This window comes from Actinomyces provencensis, assembly GCF_900155435.1.
GTDB lineage: Bacteria > Actinomycetota > Actinomycetes > Actinomycetales > Actinomycetaceae > Pauljensenia > Pauljensenia provencensis.
In genome coordinates, this window is sequence record NZ_LT700212.1 from 2361135 (window position 1) to 2378640 (window position 17506).

At 71.0% G+C, this 17506-nt stretch carries 12 protein-coding genes and 1 tRNA gene; 10 read left to right on the forward strand and 3 right to left on the reverse strand.

Translation table 11 applies throughout. From position 1 onward, the window contains the following. Positions 1-35: 35 nt before the first annotated feature. Both BQ9890_RS10480 and BQ9890_RS10485 read right to left on the reverse strand, forming a co-directional pair. Entirely contained in the window at positions 36-905 is an 870-nt protein-coding gene (locus BQ9890_RS10480) for a DUF4194 domain-containing protein (RefSeq protein WP_078062381.1), read from the reverse strand. Then, positions 892-2352: a DUF3375 domain-containing protein gene (locus BQ9890_RS10485; RefSeq protein ID WP_075891384.1), complete on the reverse strand. Its 1461-nt coding sequence runs from the start codon at positions 2350-2352 to the stop codon at positions 892-894. The genes BQ9890_RS10480 and BQ9890_RS10485 overlap by 14 nt, the downstream gene beginning before the upstream one ends. Positions 2353-2927: 575 nt before the next feature. On the opposite strand from BQ9890_RS10485, the gene BQ9890_RS10490 reads away from it, so the two are divergent. From BQ9890_RS10490 to pknB, 10 genes are all read left to right on the forward strand, one after another. After that, positions 2928-5300, forward strand: coding sequence for an ABC transporter ATP-binding protein (locus BQ9890_RS10490; RefSeq protein WP_230297904.1), 2373 nt, complete (start codon positions 2928-2930; stop codon positions 5298-5300). 56 nt (positions 5301-5356) lie between these two features. Then, positions 5357-6211, forward strand: a complete 855-nt coding sequence (locus tag BQ9890_RS10495) for an energy-coupling factor transporter transmembrane component T family protein (protein WP_195907666.1) — start codon at positions 5357-5359, stop codon at positions 6209-6211. Positions 6212-6751: 540 nt separating this feature from the next. Further along, a tRNA-Leu gene (locus BQ9890_RS10505) sits at positions 6752-6838 on the forward strand. A 206-nt stretch (positions 6839-7044) separates the two neighbouring features. Continuing rightward, a complete protein-coding gene (locus BQ9890_RS10510; protein WP_075891386.1) occupies positions 7045-7755 on the forward strand; it encodes an FhaA domain-containing protein in 711 nt (236 codons plus the stop codon). Next, on the forward strand, positions 7755-8252 hold the full coding sequence (locus BQ9890_RS10515) for an FHA domain-containing protein FhaB/FipA (RefSeq protein ID WP_075891388.1): 498 nt from the start codon (positions 7755-7757) through the stop codon (positions 8250-8252). Before BQ9890_RS10510 ends, BQ9890_RS10515 begins: the two co-directional genes overlap by 1 nt. A 1-nt stretch (position 8253) precedes the next feature. After that, positions 8254-9585, forward strand: a complete 1332-nt coding sequence (locus BQ9890_RS10520; RefSeq protein WP_075891390.1) for a PP2C family protein-serine/threonine phosphatase — start codon at positions 8254-8256, stop codon at positions 9583-9585. Beyond that, complete coding sequence (locus BQ9890_RS10525; protein ID WP_078062384.1) at positions 9585-11195, forward strand: FtsW/RodA/SpoVE family cell cycle protein; 1611 nt, start codon at positions 9585-9587, stop codon at positions 11193-11195. The genes BQ9890_RS10520 and BQ9890_RS10525 overlap by 1 nt, the downstream gene beginning before the upstream one ends. Continuing rightward, complete coding sequence (locus BQ9890_RS10530) at positions 11192-12649, forward strand: peptidoglycan D,D-transpeptidase FtsI family protein (protein WP_075891392.1); 1458 nt, start codon at positions 11192-11194, stop codon at positions 12647-12649. Before BQ9890_RS10525 ends, BQ9890_RS10530 begins: the two co-directional genes overlap by 4 nt. A 23-nt stretch (positions 12650-12672) precedes the next feature. Continuing rightward, positions 12673-14625: a serine/threonine protein kinase gene (locus BQ9890_RS10535; protein WP_075893053.1), complete on the forward strand. Its 1953-nt coding sequence runs from the start codon at positions 12673-12675 to the stop codon at positions 14623-14625. Continuing rightward, a complete protein-coding gene (gene pknB / locus BQ9890_RS10540; RefSeq protein WP_075891394.1) occupies positions 14598-16592 on the forward strand; it encodes a Stk1 family PASTA domain-containing Ser/Thr kinase in 1995 nt (664 codons plus the stop codon). The genes BQ9890_RS10535 and pknB overlap by 28 nt, the downstream gene beginning before the upstream one ends. Positions 16593-16728: 136 nt before the next feature. On the opposite strand, the gene BQ9890_RS10545 is transcribed toward pknB, so the two are convergent. Then, the gene (locus BQ9890_RS10545; protein WP_075893055.1) at positions 16729-17370 is read right to left on the reverse strand and encodes an anthranilate synthase component II; all 642 of its coding nucleotides are present in this window, start codon (positions 17368-17370) and stop codon (positions 16729-16731) included. Positions 17371-17506: the final 136 nt, after the last annotated feature.

Sequence of the window (17506 nt, forward strand, 5' to 3'; positions counted from 1 at the left end):
CCCTCCCTGCAACCCCGGGTGCTCCTGCACGCTGCTCAGACCTCCTCGCGGTCCCGGGTGTCCCCGCCCCCGCCGGAGACCCCGTCGCCACCGTCATCCGCATCGGCACCGTCATCCACGTCGGGCGCGCCGTCCGGGCCCTCCAGACCTGTGGTCACTCCCCCGTGTTCGAGGGCAGCGCGGTACTCGCCCTCGAGGCCACTCACGACTTCGGGGGTGATGATGAGGCCCAGGATCGCCATGATCTCGAACCGGTCCGTGGTGTCGGTCTTGTCGAGGATCGCGTACTCCTTCATCCGCTTGACGGAGGCCCGCGCACGCTTGGCCACCAGCGCGCGGTCCGTGTCGCCGGGAGCACGGTACTGGGCGATGTGGTCCACGATCTCCTCCATGCTGACGAAGGCCCGCTCCCCCTGGGCGGAGGCCCGCAGGAGGAGGTGGCGCAGGTGCAGCAACAGGGCGGTGTCCACGAAGGACAGGGTGGTGCGCCGCATCATGGCTGGCACGGGCTCGTCCTCTGCCCGGGCGTTGCGCGCGAAGGCGATCTCATTGTCCGTGTCGATGGCCAGTTCCAGGAACAGGTCGGCCAGGCGGGAGCGCACCACCGCCTCGTGCGCGACCAGTGTCGCCCAGAGATTGGGAGTGCGCTGCTGGGAGACGTAGGGGCCACGCACCAGCTGGACGAGCACCCGACGGACCTCACCGGGCAGTTCCCCCGTGTCGCCGGGCCACAGCCCCGTCTCCCCGCCGGGTCGCCCACCCTCCCACGCACCCCCTCCCTCCTCCGGTACCGGGGAACGGCGGCTCCCCGCGTGCCGCGCTCCGCCCGCCGGGGCGTCCCCGTCGACGAGGGCGGCGCCGCCCTCGTCAGTCGGCTCGGCGGGGAACGACTCAGGTCCACTCATCGGGAACCTCCTCGAAGGTGAATGTGGTGGACAGGACAGCGGCGACGCGAAGGGAGTCGGTCTGCCAGGACACGGACTCCGGTTGGTCGCGGACCACGCCGTGACGCGCACCCGTGATGCACAGGCCGACCACGGAGGCCAGCCCCTGGGTGGCCGGATGACGTGCCAGGACCTCACCGACCGTGCTCGCACCGCGGGCACCGACGGTCTCCGCCACCCAGCCCTGGACCTCGGCGATGTCGATCTCGGACTCGCGCACCCTGCGGCGCAGGTCCTCCCAGTCGACGCTGTCGACGGTGTGGCTGATGACCTCTTCGGGGGCCTGGACCTCGGAGGGCACGTGGAGTGCCAGGCGTCCCACGGAGCGCAGTTCCGGACTGGTCAACTCCAACTGCCACTGCATGCGGTCGAGGAGTCGCAGGACCCGCGCGGCCTCAATGCCGGTGCGCTGCGCCGAACGCAGTCGGTCGGCGAGCTCCCGGAAGGCCTCGAACTGACGGGACTGGACGAACTCGCGCAGGGAACGCGAGAAGGACCCCATGGAATGGGCGACGTCGAGGGACTCGTGCTGGAGATTGACCATGTAGTCACGGAGGAAGGCCAAGGTCTGGGGGTCCACCGTTGCGGCGAAGTCGCGCGACGCGATGTCCTCGACGGCCTCCGTGAACCGCGCGTCCGCCTCGGGGTCCATGACCATCGCGTGGAAGGCATCGAAGGAACGGCCCTCCGGGCTGTCGTGGATGCGGTCCACGCCCAGGAAGACGTCGTCGAGCACCGCTCCCTGGGGCGCGTCGTCCTCGATGATGTCGTGGCGCAGCTGCCGGTTGAGCGAGTCCATCGAGTCCCTCACACGGGCGAAATCCGCTGGCACGTCCCGGGCCTGCTGGGCGAGGTCGAGCAGCCGGGCGGCGGCGACCTCGGGGTCCGCCGGGGCGAAGTGTCCGCGTCGGGTCTCCTCGATGGCGGCGTCGAGGCGGTCGCGCTCGGCCTCCAGGGTCGAGACGCGTGAGGTGATGGACTCGTCCGTGTCCGTGGCCAGCCGCACCAACTCGTTGCTGATCATGGACAGGCGTGATTCGGTGGCAGCCGGCCGGGGTTCGGAGAGTCGCTCCAGGATGCGGATCGCCTCGTGCCCGGCAGCGGACATCTCGAAGACCTCGCCGCGACCGCTGGCTGCGGGGTGTCGAGAGAGGAAGCCGGCGCGCAGCCAGTCGGCGCAGTAGGCCTGGGCGGAGCGCGGCAGGTCGAAGCCGTGCCGCCGCAGCTCATCGAGATCGGCATCGACCAGGTCGTACAGCTCCGCGGAGGGGACGGAACGCTCGACCCCACCCAGGTGTTCCGAGAGCTCCGCAGCGATGACCGCCATGGTGTCCTGGCGCATGAGCGAGATGACGGGGGAGTCCTCGCGCAGGCGGCGCAGCGCGAGCGCCTTCGTCACTGCCGACATCCGTCTCCCCTTCCATTTCTCCTCCGGTGTCCGAGTGCTCCCACCGGTCCGGTCTCCCGGGGGATGCACGCCCCCTGGGTCCCTCCGGGTCCTGCGCATGCGGGACGACAACGGAATCCTGAGTGCATGACGGTCGGAGAACGCCGCGCCTTCGAGTCCGGTCACCACTGTATGGGTCCCCGGGTGCACCTGGGTCGGCGCCGGGGCCCGGGTCCCGGGTCCCGGGTCCCGGGGGGAGCCCCGCCCGGATCGTCTCCTGGGTGTGGGTGCGCGGAGATGGTGGGGGCGGGTGTGCGGAAATGGACCCCCGGGCTTCGTGGTCAGAGCGCACTCCTGTCACCCCGGCCCCACCACGACCGGGGCTGAGGACTCCGGGGCCCGGTGGCGCTGGGGTGGTCCGGGGCCGTTCGACGACCCGACGGCCCGACGGCCGGGCGGGTAACCGGGCAGGCGGGCCGACGAGTCCACGGGCAGCTGCACGGACAGGTTGCCGGACGCGTTGCCGGACACGTCCCGGGGTGTCACCACGCGCTGCGCAAGTGCCCCGTCCAGGAATCCACGGCAGACTTGTGACCATGAGGAAACCGCGACCGACCCGGGCCGAGGAGGTGACAGGCACCACCGACGCCATGCAGAACAGCACGAGCACCAGCACCAGCACCAGCACCAGCACCAGCACCAGCACCAGCACCAGCGTCGCCCCACGTCGGGGTCCCCTGACCCCGGTGGAACTCGCGACCTGTGGGATCCTCTCGGGCCTGGCTGTCGTCCTCGGCCTCCTCGCGGCCGTCATGCCCTTCTTCAACATGCTCTTCCAGGTCCTCGCCGCAGTGCCTGTGGCGATGGTGGCCGTGCGTCTGCGCACGCGCGCCTCGGTCGCGACCGTCGCCACCACACTGCTGGTCTCCCTGGCGCTCGGGGGACTCCACACCGCGTTGGTCGTCGGCCAGTCCGCGATCTTCGGTGCCGTCGTGGGCATCCTGTACCGCCGCGGGACGCGCCGCGCCGGGGTGCTGGCAGTGGGAGTGCTCCTCGGCGCGGTGATCGGCGCGTTCACGGACCTGTTCCTGTGGGTCCTGGCCGATCTGCGCGACCTCATGCTGGAGTCCATCCGCGTCTCCGCGACGGGCTACCTGCAGCTACTGGGCCGCTGGGAGGTGCTGGCGCCCGCAAGTGACGGAGCCATCCGGCTGCTGGAGGTCGTCCTGGGCTGGTGGTGGCTGTGGATCCCCCTCTCCGCCCTCGTCGGTGTCGCCGTCACCGTGCTCCTGGCCCACTGGATCATCGGAGTCGTCCTCTCCCGCCTGCAATTGGGCGATGACTGGGACCCGCTGCGCCCCGCCCTCGCCCGGTCCGTCGCCACTGAGGCGACCGCTGGCCCCACCGCTCCCGATCCGCTCCCCACCCGTCTGCGCGACGTCCGCTTCCGTTACCCCGGCTCGGGCGAGGATGCGCTGGCCGGCATCGACCTGGACATCGACGAGGGCGAGTTCGTCGTCGTCGCCGGTCCGAACGGCTCGGGCAAGTCGACCCTGGCCCTGGTCCTGTCGGGGGCCGAACCGACCTCCGGTACGGTGACCCGTCCGGGTCCTCTCGGACTCGGCCTTCCCGGCGGGGTGGCCCTGCTCGCCCAGCGCTCCGAACTCCAGATGCTCGGGGAGACCGTCGCCGAGGACGTCGTGTGGGGAATGCCCGTGCAGGAGCAGGACGACGTGGACGTGGAGGGTCTCCTGGACCAGGTCGGGTTGTCGGGCCTGGGGGACACGCCCACACGCAACCTCTCCGGAGGCCAACTCCAGCGCCTCGCCCTGGCAGGGGTGCTCGCACGCCACCCCCGCCTGATCATCTCCGACGAGTCCACCGCCATGATCGACGCAGCCGGGCGTCGGGAACTGATCAGCCTCCTCGCCGCCCTGCCGGGACGGGGCACCACGGTCGTCCACATCACCCACGACCCGACCGAAGCGTGTGGCGCGGACCGGCTGGTGCGCCTGGACTCCGGACACATCACCTTCGACGGCCCCCCGTGCGCGGATCCGGCGGGATGGGTCCCGCCGCAGCGTGCGGGCGACCGGCCCGGCCCGGACACTGCCGCCGTCGACCCCGACCCGGCCAGCACGACAGGGCAGTCCGACCCGGACCCGACGACACCCGGGACGGGACCGACCACCGCGTCGCCCTCGTCCGCCCCCGGGAGTCCGCTGGCACCGACGGACTCCGGTCGCACTCCGGGCTCGCCCTCGTCCGCCCCCGCGACCCCCTCGCCGCAGTGGATCCCGGAGCCCTGGGAGCGCGTCGAGCGCCTCTGGGCGGATCGCGTCTCGCACGTCTACGACGTCGGCACCCCGTGGGCCACGCCCGTCATCAACGAGGTGTCACTGATCCTCTCCCAGGGCGAGGGAGTGCTCGTGACCGGGGACAACGGTTCCGGAAAGACGACACTGTCGCGCATCCTCACCGGTCTCATGGCGCCCACCTGGGGACGCTGCACCCTGGACGGTGAGCCCATGACGACCAAGGTGGGGGAGGTGGCGCTGTCCATGCAGTACGCGCGCCTGCAACTGCAGCGCCCCTCCGTGCGCTCCGACATCCTCGCGGCGGCCCGGGCTCCCCATGACCTGCCCGCGGCAGACGGTGACCGTCTCGTCGAGGAGGCACTCGACGAGGTCGGTCTCGGTGCCGGGATCGCCGGGCGCGGCATCGATCAGCTCTCCGGTGGCCAGATGCGGCGCGTCGCGCTCGCCGGGCTCCTCGCCTCGCAGCCGAAGGTCCTCATACTCGACGAGCCCTTGGCGGGGCTCGACCCAGACTCCCGCGCCCAGGTGGTGGCGACCCTGGAGTCCCGGCGCCGACGCGGCCTGGGGGTACTCGTGATCTCCCATGACGTGGAGGGCCTCGGCGCCCTGTGCCAGCGTGAGATGCACCTCGAGGCGGGGGTCCTGACATGAGGGATCCTGGCATGAGTGCTCCGGATATGAAGGGTCCGGGTGGGGAAGGTCCGGGCGTGGACCAACACCGGACGGGCACGGCCGACACCCGCGCACGGATCCGTGCCCTGGCCACTGGCCGGGGACGTCCCCGACGCCCCTCAGGCGGGGTCCTGCCGCGCACCCTGCCGTGGGAGTCCGCGATGACACGCATGTGGCCGGGGACCAAGATCATCTGCCTGACGGTCCTCACCAGCGCCCTGCTGCTGCGCCCGATGTGGTCCACCCTGGCCGCGGTCTCAGTCCTCCTCCTCGCGGGCTCCGTGGCGGCCCGTGTCCCCCTGCAGGCACTGCCCCGTCTGCCCCTGTGGTTCTGGAGCGGGATCGGGGGCGCCATGATCGGGGCCACGCTGGGGGGCGGACTGTGGATCTTCGTCCGCTCACTGGTGGTCGCCGCCCTCGTCGTGTGGGGGTCCATGCTCCTGATCTGGTCCACTGCCCCCGACCGGCTCACCCCCGCCTTCCGCAGCCTGATGACGCCGATGCGCTGGCTGCGCCTCCCCGTCGACGAGTGGTCCGCCTCGATGGGACTGGCACTGCGTGGGATCCCCTCCCTGCGTGACGAGGCCGCCGCCGTCACGGACACCGCGCGCCTGCGCTCGGGCGGCAAGCCACCCGACGGGTTCAAGGAAGGGTTGCGCCTGATGGTCGACATCATCACGGCCTCCCTCTCGGCATCCTCCCGGCGGGCCTCGGACACGGGTCGGGCCATGACCCTGCGCGGCGGGGTGCCCCCGGTGCCACGGGAGCGCGTCCGCCTCGGTTGGCGCGACGGGATCGCGCTGGTCCTCACGGGGGCGGCCGCCGGACTGGTGGTGGCCGTGGCGGTGGGGGCGATCCCCGATCCGTTCCAGGTCCTCGGTCCCTCCTGAGGGGCCCGCTCCCCTGCGACCGGCCGACGAGGGCGGCCACAGGTCCCCGTTCCGCCTCCCGGCAGACGAGGGCGGCCGTACCCGCACGTGCACCGCCGGCACCGGCACCCGTACGCGCACCAGTACCTGCAGCCGCACCCAGAACCAGACCCACACCCGCATCTGCACCCGTACCTGCACCGGCACCCGCAGCCGCACCCGCGCCGAGTGGTGGACTTCTCACCGAACGGTGGGGGTATATGGCCACCTCTCGGTGAGAAGTCCACCGTTCGACAACACGCGCCCTCCCGAAGCGCCCCGCGACGCACTCCGCGCCACAGCCGGACCCACCCGACCGACGACACGCGCCCTCCCGGGGCACCTCGCGGTGCACTCCACGCCACGGCTGGACTCCCGGCCGAACGGCGCACACGGCAGTCCGGGCGCAGGCCCATGGGGTTCCGGGATCCCACACGGTCCCGACCTCCGGACGCTCCCGTCCCACGCCACAGCTCCCCGGTTTGACGTGGGATGCACCCGCCTCGTATTGTTTCTGAGCGCGCGCGAGTGGCGGAACAGGCAGACGCGCACGGTTCAGGTCCGTGTTCCAGAAATGGAGTGGGGGTTCAACTCCCCCCTCGCGCACCAGTGGAGTGAGGAGCTCCGAGGCCCCAGGGTCTCGGAGCTTCTCCTCATTCCGGCCCGGGCGCACCGTTCCGGTCCGGAACACGTCGCAGTGCCGGACCTGCACGGCAGGGACGGACCCCCCGACTAGACTGACACGTGCGGGCTCGGCCCGCACCACGTCCCGGGCTTCCCGGGTGGACCCCGGGCACCTCGGGGAAGGAGGCAGGATGGGCATCTTCGACCGCTTCGAGAATGCTGTCGAGAAGGGCGTCAACAACGCGTTCTCGAGGGTCTTCAAGTCGGGACTCAAGCCTGTGGACATCAACACGGCGATCCGGCGCGCGATGGACGACAACGTGCGCGAGCTCTCCGCCGACAGGTTCGTGGCCCCCAACCACTTCGTCGTGAGGATCTCCCCGGCCGATCTGACCGGCCTCGGCGAGGAGCTCACGGTCCTCGCCGACGAGCTCCAGCAGGAAGCCACGCAGTACGCCGAGGACCAGAGCTACGCGCTGCTGGGCCCCGTCACCGTCGAGTTCGAGGCCTCCGAGGACGAGGCCTCCGGCCAGCTCGACGTCCAGGCCTCCACGCGTCGCGGTGCTGCGGCGCCCGCCACCGCCGTCTCCGCCTCGCCCCAGCACCCCATCGTCGAGGTCGACGGTGAGAAGTGGCTGCTCACCGAGCCGGTCACGGTCATCGGACGCGGCTCCGAGGCCGACATCACCGTCCCCGACTCCGGTGTGTCCAGGCGACACCTGGAGCTGCGCGTGACCCCCACCGGGGTCATCGCGACTGATCTGGGCTCCACCAACGGCACCTTCGTCGAGGGCCATCGCATTGACGCAGCCACGCTCGTCGACGGCAACCAGATCGTCATCGGGCGCACTCGCATCCTGTTCTGGACACGTCCCGCATCCGATCACGAACAGGACCGGTGATGACCTCCGACCTCGCCTTCACCGTCTTCCGCATCGGATACCTGGCACTCCTGTGGGCCATGGTCTTCGGGGCCGTGGCGATCCTGCGCCGCGACATCTTCGGCACGGTCGTCACCCCGCGGGGGAAGGGCCGGCGACGGGCCGACAAGGAGCGCCGCAAGTCGCGCCGTGAACGTCGCAGCGAGGGAGCCGGACCCGCCGACACCACGCCCCACAACCTGCTCATCACCGGTGGCCCGCTGGTCGGCACGATGATGCCCCTGGGAACCGCCCCGATCGTCATCGGACGTTCTCCCGCCTCCACGCTGGTCCTTGACGACGAGTACGCCTCCGCCCGCCACGCCAGGCTCTCCCCGCAGGGAGGCCAGTGGGTGATCGAGGACCTCGGGTCCCGCAACGGGACCTTCGTCGACGACGAGAGGATCACCGAGCCCCGCACCCTCCAGCCCGGCACCACCGTGCGCATCGGACAGACGACGCTCGAACTGGTGAGGTGACATGCCGGCTGAGCCCGTCGAATTCCGCTATGCCGCCCGCTCGGACGTGGGCCTGACACGGCGCAACAACCAGGACTCCGGGTACGCCGGACCGAACCTCCTGGTCCTCGCCGACGGCATGGGAGGCCCCGCAGGAGGCGACATCGCCTCCTCCGTGGCGCTGGCCCACCTCGTACCGCTCGACTCGGAGAGCCACCCCGCCGAGGCCATGCTCCCCCTCCTGCGGGCCGCGCTGAATGCCGCCCACGAGGACCTCACCGAGCGCTCCGCCCAGGACTCGGAGCTCAAGGGTCTGGGCACCACCTGCATCGCGATCATGCGTGCCGGCAACAAGTTGGCCATGGTCCACATCGGGGACTCCCGGGCGTACCTGCTGCGTGGGGACACGCTCACCCAGGTCACCACGGACCACTCCTTCGTCCAGTACCTGGTCGACACCGGCCAGATCACCCCCGAGGAGGCCGAACACCACCCCCAGCGCAATGTCGTCCTGCGGGTCCTGGGCGACTCCCAGGCCGATGTCACCCCGGACGAGACCGTGCGCGAGGCCATCCTCGGTGACCGCTGGCTGCTCTGCTCCGACGGACTCTCCGGAGTGGTCTCGGCGGAGACGATCGGCCAGGTCCTCTCCGACTTCGACGACCCGGGTGCCTGCGCGGAGGAGCTGATCCATCTCGCACTGCTGGGCGGGGGACCCGACAACGTCACCTGCGTCATCGCCGACGTGGTCCCCTCGGGCACGTCCGGGCAGACCGCCCCGCAGATCGTGGGTGCCGCGGCCATCGACCGCAGCGCACCCTCACGCGGGGGATCCGGTGCAGCGGCGCGCGCAGCCGCCCTCGCCAATGGTTCCCAGGACCACGGGGACGAGGACGACAACGGGGACGAGGACGAGGACGAGGACGGCAAGCACCGTTGGCGGGCACCCGTCCTGACACTGCTCGTCGCCGCCCTGGTCGCCGGTGGCGGCTGGCTCGGCTACCTGTGGACCCAGACGCAGTACTTCGCGATCGGGGAGTCCGGGAGCGTCGTCATCTACCAGGGGATTCCCCAGACACTGGGGCCGTGGAGTCTCTCACACCGCACCGAGGTCACCGACATCGCCCTCTCGGACCTCTCCAGCGTCGACCGTGAACGGCTGAGGGAGCCCGTCGTGCGTTCCTCCCGCGAGGAGATCGACGCCTACGTCACCCAGCTCGAGGACCAGGCCAGCAGGAACACCACGCCCTCGCCGACACCCTCACCCAGCTCCTCACCCAGCGCCGTCACCCCCGCTCCCACCGACCCGGGTTCCACGGCCTCCCCCGCGCCGTCACCCTCGGAGAGCCGCTGATGGCCACCGTCACCATTGCCCCCGCCCGCCCGCGCCGCGTCCTGGAGATGGCGCTCATGCTCCTCGCCCTCGCGCTGGGCATCGGGGGCTACGCGCTCACGGCGCTCAACCGTACGGGCGCAGTACCCGAGAACCTCGGTCAGCACGTCCTCATCCTCGTCATCGTCGCGGTCGTGGCCGAGGTCGGCATGCACTTCCTCGCGCCCTACGCGGATCCGGTGATCCTGCCCATCGCCGTCGCCCTGACGGGCATCGGACTGGCCATGATCTACCGCATCGACCTGTCCTACCTGACGCTCAACCAGTCGATCTCCGACCCCTCCCACCAGTACGCGGTGGTGGGCACCAAGCAGCTGATGATGGTGGGTGTCGCGCTGGTGGCGGCTGCTGTTCTGCTGGTCTGGGTCCGGGACCACAAGGTCCTGCGCCGCTTCACCTACCTCTTCGGGCTGGCCTCGCTGCTCCTGCTGGTGCTCCCGCTCATCCCGGGCATCGGGGTGGAGCACCTCGGGGCGCGGATCTGGATCCAGCTCGGGCCCCTCAGCCTGCAGCCCGCCGAGCTGGTCAAGATCACGCTGGCCGTCTTCTTCTCCGGGTACCTGGTCACCAACAGGGACAACCTGGCGATCGGGGGACCCCGGGTCCTCGGCATGCGTCTGCCCCGCGCACGTGACCTCGGTCCGATCCTCGTCGTGTGGCTGATCGGGATCGCGGTCCTCGTCCTCCAGCGCGACCTCGGGACCTCGCTGCTCTTCTTCGGGCTCTTCGTGGCCCTGCTGTACGTGGCCACGGACCGGGTGTCCTGGCTGGTCATCGGGGCGCTGATGTTCCTCCCGGCCGCCGCGCTGGCCGTGCGGACGTTCCCCCACGTGCAGAGACGCTTCACCGTGTGGCTCCACGCCATGGATCCTGCGGTCTACGACGCGGTGGGCGGGTCCGGCCAGGTCGTCCTGGGCCTCTTCGGCCAGGCCTCCGGGGGACTGATGGGCACCGGGTGGGGACGCGGCTACCCGCACCTGGTCCCCTTCGCCCAGTCCGACTTCATCCTCTCCTCCCTGGCGGAGGAACTGGGACTCACCGGCCTGTTGGCGATCCTCGTCCTCTACCTGATCCTCATCGAGCGGGGGCTGCGCGCCTCGATCGGTGTGCGCGACGGGTTCGGGAAGCTGCTCGCCGCCGGCCTGAGCTTCTCCCTGGCACTGCAGGTCTTCGTGGTCCTGGGCGGGATCACCCGTGTCATCCCCCTCACCGGTCTGACCGCACCGTTCCTTGCCTCGGGCGGCTCCTCGATGGTGTCCTCGTGGCTGACGGTCGCCATCCTCGTGCGCATCTCGGACGCCGCGCGGCGCCCCGTCTCCACCCCCGCACCCTGGACCACCGGCCTCCAGGCGGCCATCACGGACCCCGCTCCCGGCGCCACGGACACGCCGACCACCCCCACCCGCCGCCGTCCCTCCACGGAGGACGCCCACACCGTGGGCCCGTCCCCGCGCGACACCGGACAGGACACCGGCCTGGACATCATCGAGGGTGACCTGCCCGAGGACCCGGACTACCCGAGCGACCCCCGCCTGCCCGACACCCCCGACCACGGGGAGGCACGCTCGTGAACGCACAGATCAGGAAGCTCTTCGTGGTGGTGCTGGTGATGTTCGCCGCCCTGGGGCTGGCCGCCACCAACATCCAGTTCCTGCAGGCACCCGCTCTCAACGCGGACGGACGCAACTCCCGCACGATCCTGCACGCCGCAGAGCTGGACCGCGGCCCCATCATCGTCGCCGGTGACGCCATCGCCTCCTCCCAGCGTGTGGAGGGATCCACCCGCTACCAGCGCGTCTACTCCCAGGGACCCCTCTACGCGCCGGTCACCGGCTACTTCTCCTCCGTCTTCGCCGACTCCTCCGGGATGGAGAAGGCCGCGGAGTCCGTGCTGGAGGGGAACTCCCCCGACCTGCTCGCCCAGCGTCTGCGCAATCTCTTCACGGGCTCGGGACGCCAGGGCGGAGGCGTCGTGCTCACACTGGACCCGGCCGTGCAACAGGTGGCGGCCGACCAGCTCCAGGGACGCCGGGGCGCCGTCGTGGCACTCGATGCGAAGACGGGCGCGGTGCTCGCCCTGTACTCCTCGCCCAGTTTCGACCCGAATGAACTGGCCACGTTCAACTCGGCCTCCGCGAACAGCGCCTTCACCACCCTCAACAAGGACGCCTCACGTCCCCTGGTCAACCGCGCGATCGCCGGCGACCGCTACGCCCCGGGTTCGACCTTCAAGATCCTCACCACCATCGCCCTGCTGGAGAAGGGGATCGTCCAGACGGACACCCCCATGGATTCCCCCGTCACGACCACTCTCCCCGGGACGGCCACGGAGATCTCCAACGTGGAGTCAGTGGCGTGCGGTGACGGCAAACCCACCCTGGCCGAGGCCTTCGCCCGTTCCTGCAACACCACCTTCGTCCTCGCCTCCCAGGACCTGACCCACGCGGACCTGGCCGACGTGGCCGAGAGCTTCGGGTTCGGCCAGCAGATCGACATCCCCCTGGAGGTCACCCCCTCGGTCTTCCCCGCCGAGACGGACGCCTCGCAACTCGCCATGTCCGCCATCGGCCAGTACTCCGTGCAGGTGACGCCCCTCCAGATGGCCCTCGTGGCCCAGGCGATCGCCAACGGGGGCACCATGATGCACCCCTACCTGGTCAAGGACGTCGTCGATGCGGACCTCCAGGTCCGCTCCTCCACGGATCCCTCGGAGCTGGGGACCCCGATCTCCTCCGACATCGCCTCACAGATGACGGAGCTCATGAAGGGCGTCGTCTCCCAGCCCTACGGCACGGGGACCTCCATGGCGATCGAGGGCGTCGACGTCGCGGCGAAGACCGGCACCGCCGAGCTCGGTGACGGATCGGGGCGTGCCAACGCCTGGGCCGTCGGCTTCGCCCCGGCCGAGGACCCGCAGATCGCCTTCGCCGTCATCGTCGAGGGCGACGACACCGATCCCGCCCCCCACGGTGGCACCGTGGCCGGACCGATCGCCCGTGCCCTCCTGGAAGCGGGGCTGAAGTGACCCCTCCCACCACCGAGCGCCACATGGCCGGCCACCTCCTGGGTGGTCGTTACACCCTGCTCACGCCCATCGCCCAGGGCGGCATGGGCGAGGTCTGGAAGGCCCGTGACCGCGAGACCGGACGGATGGTGGCCGCCAAGGTCCTGCGCCCGGAGCTCTCCGGCGAGGAACTGTCCCTGTCACGGCTGCGCATCGAGGCCCGCAATGCCATGCGCATCCAACACCCCAACATCGCCTCCGTCCTCGACTCCGGGGAGGAGGACGGCCGGGGCTGGATCGTCATGGAACTCGTCGAGGGACGTCCTCTCACCGACTACCTCAGAGGGGGCGCGCGTGTCCCGGTGGAGGACCTGGTCCCGGTGGTCATCCAGGTGGCCCTGGCACTCGACGCAGCGGCAGCCGCCGGCGTGGTCCACCGCGACATCAAGCCCGCGAACATCCTCATCCGTCCCGACGGGGTCGTGAAGCTCACCGACTTCGGGATCTCGCGCACCTCCGACCAGGCCAACCTCACCGCTGCCGGCATGGTGATGGGCACGGCCCAGTACCTCCCACCCGAGCAGGCCATGGGTGAGACGGCGACCTCCTCCGGCGACCTCTACGCCCTGGGTGTCATCGCCTACGAGGCAGCTGCGGGACGCCGCCCCTTCACCGGGGCCACCCAGGTGGACATCGCGTTCTCCCACGTCAACGACCCCGTGCCCGCCCTCCCCGAGGACGTCCCCCTCCCCTTCGCGAAGGTCGTCCTCCACCTCCTGGAGAAGGACCCCCACCGGCGACCGACCACCGGTGCCGCCCTCGTCAGGGAGATCGTCGCGGCGGCGCGCACCCTCGACATGCCGGTCGATCCGCACCCGCTCCCCGCCCCCTCCGGCGGGGACTCCCCCTCTCCCGACACGGCGGGGCCCCCCGAGGCCCTCCGCGTCCCCGTGGCCCCGGTCCTGCACGAGCGGCGACGGGTCCTCCCCGAGGAGATGCTGCGTCCCCCCACCGCGGACGAGGGCGACTCCCGCACACCTGTCACCGACGAGGGCGCCTCCCGCACACCTGCCCGGACGCCACGGTCCCCGGCATCCCCGCAGTCCCCGCAGGCGGACTCGTCCGTCTCCGCTGCCGGCCGTGACGGGACACCGCCGCCGCGGCACTGGCGCGCGCTGAGGCCCGCTACCGGCACCGGGACCCCGGCCCCGACCCCGACCCCGACTGCGGATGCACCCGACACCTCTGCTCCCACTGCCCGGTCCGTGGACCGGGACGCCGACCGCCCGCACCACCGCCAGGCACTCGCCCCCGGGACACGCACGGGCGCGGGCGCCGCGCCGACTGCCCCTGCGGCCCCCGGGCGTTCCCGGCAGGCCGCCACACCCTCCGGGTCCGGACAGGAGACGACTTCCGGACACCCGACACCCGGGAGACGCGCGCGCCACGCCGGACCACCGGCTGAGGGCCCCCGTCCTGACAGGACTCCGCGCGGTGACCAGCAGGACGACGGGTCCCGACTGCACGGGCAGTCCCGACGTCACGGACAGGCGGAGTCGCGCGATCCGTCACGCGCCGGGTCGCCTGCCGGTACACGTGCCCGGTCGAACCGGTCCTCAGGTGCCCCGCTCGCCCAGGCAGCGCCCGTCACGCGGCGTTCCCTCACCCGTCGCCAGCGCACACCGGAACGCCCCTCCACCGGTGCCGACGCCCGGCCCGGCTGGCATCCCATCCACCCCGGCAGTGTCGTGACAGGGGGCGCCCCCCACCGGCGCCCGCCGCGCACCAGGTTCAACCGCTCGGTCGTCGCCCCGCCCGTACCACTGGTGGAGCGGATCGGCCGGTGGGTGGTCGTCGGACTCATCGTCCTGACGATCATCCTCATCGCAGTCGCTACGATCCAGAACAGGTTCGGGTCCCTCACCTCCCTCCTGGGAGCGGGAGCCCACGTCATCGAGGAGGCTCGGACATGTCCGATTCCATGGACCACCGTCTAGGCGGACGCTACGAGGTGCGCTCCCTCATCGGGAGGGGCGGCATGGCGGAGGTGCACCTGGGGTTCGACACCCGCCTCCACCGGATCGTCGCCATCAAGATGCTGCGCATCGACCTGGCCCGCGACTCGATCTTCCAGGCCCGCTTCCGGCGCGAGGCCCAGGCTGCGGCCTCCCTCAACCACCCCAACATCGTCGCCGTCTACGACACCGGCGAGGAGGTCATCACCGCCCCTGACGGCCGTGGCGTCTCCGTGCCCTACATCGTCATGGAGTACGTCGAGGGGCACACGGTCAAGGAGCTCCTGGCCGACGGCACCCCCGTCCCCATCGACGAGGCCGTCGAGATCGTCTCCGGTGTGCTCTCCGCACTGGAGTACTCCCACGCCGCGGGCCTGGTCCACCGCGACATCAAGCCGGGCAACATCATGCTCACCACAGACGGCAAGGTGAAGGTGATGGACTTCGGCATCGCGAGGGCCCTGGCCGACTCCCAGGCGACGATGACCCAGACCAACGCCGTGGTCGGGACCGCCCAGTACCTCTCCCCCGAGCAGGCCCGCGGGGAGCAGGTGGACGCCCGCTCCGACCTGTACTCCACCGGTGTCGTCCTCTTCGAACTCCTCACCGGGCGCCCGCCCTTCCGCGGTGACTCCGCGGTGGCGGTGGCCTACCAGCACGTCTCAGCCATTCCGCCCACCCCCTCCTCCATCACCCCGGACGTGCCCGAGTCACTGGACCGCGTGGTCATGAAGACTCTGGCGAAGAACCGCGACGACCGCTACTCCTCGGCGGCCGCCATGCGCGCCGACCTGATCCGCGCGGTCCGCGGCGCAGATGTCAACGCCCCCGCCACCCAGGTGTGGGCCGCAGCAGCCGCGAATGACGGTGCCACCCAGACCCTGGCCATCGCGCCGCCACCCCCACCGGACCACACCGGCGCGCCGGTCGCCTCACCGACCTCGACGATGACGGCTGTGGGCGAGGACGGGGAGGACGGGCAGGAGCCGCAGAAGAAGAAGCGGACCGGGTGGATCATCGCCCTGGTGATCCTGGCCGTCGCCCTCGTCGCCGGTGGAATCGCGTTGGCGATGAACCAGAACCGTGCGCCCGAGCAGGTGGCCGTACCGGAGGGTCTGGTCAACAGTGCCCCCGCCGACGCCCAGGCGAAGGTCGAGGCCGCCGGGCTCGTGTGGGAGGTCTCGGACGACACCGTGGCCTCCGACGACGTCGCCGAGGGCGACGTCGCCAAGGTCGATCCCGCCGAGGGCACGATGGTCGACGAGGGCTCCACCGTGACGGCGACCCTCTCCTCGGGACCCTCGACGATCTCGGTCCCCGACGGCCTCGTGGGCATGAGTCCCGCCGACGCGCAGAAGGCGGTGGAGGACGCCGGGCTCACCTGGGCGGAGGGCCCGACGGTGGCCTCCGACGACGTCGACGAGGGGAAGGTCGCGAAGGTCTCCCCGGCCTCCGGGGAACCCATCGCCAAGGGTGGCACCGTCACCGCGAACATCTCCTCGGGATCGAGCTCGTCCACGGTCCCCGATGTCACCAACCAGACCCAGTCCGCGGCACGGCAGGCCCTGCAGGCCGCTGAACTCTCGGTCGGTCAGTTCACGACGCAGGACGCACCGGGTGTCGCCAAGGACATCGTGGTCTCCACGGATCCGGCCGCCGGGCAGACCGTCCCGAAGGGCTCCAGCGTCAACATCGTGGTCGGCTCCGGCAACGTGAGGATCCCCGACGGCCTCGTCGGCAAGAGCCGGGACGACGTCGTGGGCCAGTTGAACCAGCTCAAGCTCAACACCACCGTGACGGAGGAGGTGAACGCGGCTCCTGCGGGCGAAGTGATCAGCATCAGTGCATCGGGTCTGGTGCCCATCGACACCAACGTGACAGTGGTCGTGTCCACGGGACCGGCCTCGCCGGCACCGACGTCTCCCACACCTGATCCCACGGACAGCTGAGGCACACGGGCGGGGTGTCACCGGAGGGGTCTGACGGGCCACCTCCCGTGGCACCCCGCCACTGTGTCCCCGGGCAGGACGCGGGCGTGCGCGTCCGCCGGTGCCTGCGGCCGCGGGCGTGCGGCGGGTCAGGAGTTCACAGCGTCGAGCGCGCAGCGACCATGGGGGCCATCGTGGCCGCCCGGGACGGCGCGGAGAGGTCGCCACAGGTCGCCAGCCAGTTGGCGAGCATGAGGTGACCGTGGTCCGTCATGACGGACTCGGGGTGGAACTGCACGCCCTCCAGTGGCAGGGTCCGGTGCCGCAGACCCATGACGATGCCGGAGTCGGTCGCCGCGGACACCTCCAACTCGTCCGGTACGGTTGCCGGGTCGACCGCCAGGGAGTGGTAACGCGTGACCGTCAGCGGTGAGGGCACGCCTGCGAACACGCCGCGACCGTCGTGGGTGATCGACGACGTCTTGCCGTGCATCAGTTCGGGGGCGTGACCCACCGTCCCACCGAAGAGCTCACCGAGGGCCTGGTGGCCCAGGCACACACCCAACATGGGAACGCCGTGCTCCGCACAGTCCGCGATGACCTGCAGCGAGGCTCCCGCCCCCTTGGGGTCCCCGGGACCCGGGGAGACCAGGACGCCGTCGTAGGAGCCGGTGACCCACCACCGGGGATCCACCGCATCGTTGCGGACGACGTCGACCTGGGCCCCCATGTGGCGCAGGTACCCGACAATCGTCCAGACGAAGCTGTCGTAGTTGTCCACGCACAGGATGCGCGCCATGACGATCACTCCCCTTCCACTGGGGCGATCCTCCCACGCGTGCGCCGCCCCCGCCCTCCGGTGACCGACCAGCGGAAGCCGGGCCGCCCTCGTCGCCCAGTCGCCGACCAGCGGAAGCCGGGCCGCCCTCGTCGAC